The sequence below is a fragment of the Kitasatospora sp. NPDC057512 genome, assembly GCF_042802135.1.
Classification (GTDB): Bacteria; Actinomycetota; Actinomycetes; order Streptomycetales; family Streptomycetaceae; genus Kitasatospora.
The window spans coordinates 1-2,394 of the sequence record NZ_JBHVET010001011.1 but is presented as its reverse complement, the minus strand read 5'-3'; the positions used below and the strand labels follow the sequence as shown (position 1 = coordinate 2,394).

Genomic DNA, 2,394 nt, shown 5'->3' with positions numbered 1-2,394 from the left:
CACTTCAGGCGCTTGCCCGCCGAACGCAGCTGCTGGGCGGCCTCGAGCACGCGGGCGGCCATGCCGGCCTCGGCCAGCTTGCCCCAGGTGCGCGGGTCGTAGGTGTTCTTCTTGCCGACCTCGCCGTCGACCTTCAGCACGCCGTCGTAGTTGGCGAACATGTGGCCGGCCACCGGGCGGGTGAAGGCGTACTGGGTGTCGGTGTCCAGGTTCATCTTCACGACGCCGTTCTCCAGCGCGGTGGCGATCTCCTCGGCGGTCGAGCCCGAGCCGCCGTGGAAGACGAAGTCGAACGGGTCGGTCTTGCCGTACTGCTTGCCGATCGCGTCCTGCAGCTCGCGCAGCAGCTCCGGCTTCAGCACGACGTTGCCCGGCTTGTACACGCCGTGCACGTTGCCGAAGGAGGCGGCCAGCAGGTAGCGGCCCTTCTCGCCCAGGCCCAGCGCCTCGGCGGTGCGCACGGCGTCGTTGACGGTGGTGTACAGCTCGTCGTTGATCTCGTGGGTGACGCCGTCCTCCTCGCCGCCGGTCGGGGTGATCTCGACCTCAAGGATGATCTTGGCGGCGGCGGCCTGGGCCAGCAGCTCCTGGGCGATGGCCAGGTTGTCGGCGAGGGTCTCGGCCGAGCCGTCCCACATGTGCGACTGGAACAGCGGGTTCTCGCCCTTGGCCACGCGCTCGGCGGAGACCGCCAGCAGCGGGCGGACGTAGCCGTCCAGCTTGTCCTTCGGGCAGTGGTCGGTGTGCAGCGCGACGGTGATGTCGTACTTGGCGGCGACGATGTGGGCGAACTCGGCGAGCGCGACGGCGCCGGTCACCATGTCCTTGTTGTGCTGGCCGCCCAGGAACTCCGCGCCACCGGTCGAGATCTGGATGATGCCGTCGCTCTCGGCCTCGGCGAAACCGCGCAGTGCGGCGTGCAGGGTCTGCGACGACGTGACGTTGATGGCCGGGTAGGCGAACTTGCCCGCCTTGGCCCGGTCGAGCATCTCGTTGTAGACCTCGGGAGTTGCGATGGGCATGCGATCCGCTCCTGTCGGGTTGCGGCGTACGGACGGTGCTGTCCGACGCTGTGTACGCCTTCGTGACGACTCCGTGCCGGCCCGCCGACGCGCGGCGTTGCGGTGGTGGCTCTCCGGCACGTTCGCGGCGACCTGCGCGGTACGGCCATGAGGGTGGTGTGCCACCGCGGACCGGACGCCTGTGCCATCTTCCCAGACTCGTGCCCGCAGGTCAGCAGGAGCCCGCCATGCGGAACGTCGCACGGTACGGGCGCACGGCGGCACCCGGGCGGCCCCGGCGGGGGTCGGAACCGGTCCCGGCCGGGCGCCGTCGGCACGGTACGCCCGCTTCGCCGGCCAGGTGCGCCCGCTATCCTGCGCCCGTGGACTACAACCAGCTGGCCGTCAACCTGCTCGACGCCAAATCCCTGATCTCGTCCCTCGGCGCCATCGGGCTGATCGCGATCATCTTCGCGGAGACCGGCCTGCTGGTCGGCTTCTTCTTCCCGGGTGACTCGCTGCTGATCCTCGCGGGTGTCGCCGCCTCGAACGCAGCCTCCTCGGTGCTCGGCGACGGCGCCAAGCTGCCGATCGCCGTCCTGCTGATCGGCTGCCCGATCGCGGCGATCGCCGGTGCCCAGCTCGGGCACCTGATCGGCGCCAAGGTCGGGCCGAAGATGTTCGACAAGCCCGATTCGAAGATCTTCCGCCGCGAGTACGTGGTGAAGGCGGAGGAGTACTTCAACAAGTTCGGCTCCGGCAAGGCCGTCGTGCTGGCCCGCTTCATGCCGATCATCCGCACCTTCCTGAACCCGGTCGCCGGCACCCTGGAGATGCCCGCCCGGACCTTCTTCCTCTGGAACGTGATCGGCGGCGTGCTGTGGACCGAGTCCATGCTGCTGATCGGCTACTTCTTCGGTGACGCGCTCGCCCCGGTGATCGACAAGTACCTGATCCCGGCGGTGCTGCTGATCGTCCTGCTGTCCATCTCGCCGATCCTGATCGAGGTCATGCGCGAGCGGAAGAAGAAGCGGGCCGGCGGCGGCGTCGAGGTCGACGAGGAGAGCCAGGTCCAGGCCGGCGGCGGCCGGCACCGGCGGGGCTGAGCGCCCGCCGCTCCGGACACGGCGAGGGCCGGTGCTGTTTCACGTGAAACAGCACTACCCGCACAACATGGGCCAGATATTACAGGGCAACATCGGCACCCCCTTCAAAGGGCCGCCGGTCACCGAGCTGATGCGCACGGCCTTCCCCGTCACCCTCCGGCTCACCATCGTCGCCATCGTCCTGGAGACGGTGGTGGGCGTCGCGCTGGGCGTGTTCAGCGGGCTGCGGCGCGGCCGGAGCATCGACACCACCGTGCTGGTCCTCACCCTCGTCGTGGTCTCCGTAC

At 69.2% G+C, this 2,394-nt stretch carries 2 protein-coding genes and 1 pseudogene; 2 read left to right on the top strand and 1 reads right to left on the bottom strand.

Annotated elements, in window-relative coordinates:
* Window positions 1-1,022: class II fructose-bisphosphate aldolase (fbaA, locus tag ACFU6K_RS36905; protein ID WP_380670700.1), on the bottom strand; the 1,022-nt coding region annotated here is incomplete at its 3' end.
* 362 nt (window positions 1,023-1,384) lie between these two features.
* Between fbaA and ACFU6K_RS36900 the strand changes: the two genes are divergently transcribed.
* Window positions 1,385-2,107: a DedA family protein gene (locus ACFU6K_RS36900; RefSeq protein WP_380670698.1), complete on the top strand. Its 723-nt coding sequence runs from the start codon at window positions 1,385-1,387 to the stop codon at window positions 2,105-2,107.
* Between the two features lie 43 nt (window positions 2,108-2,150).
* Window positions 2,151-2,394: pseudogene (locus ACFU6K_RS36895) on the top strand (ABC transporter permease); the annotation flags it as partial.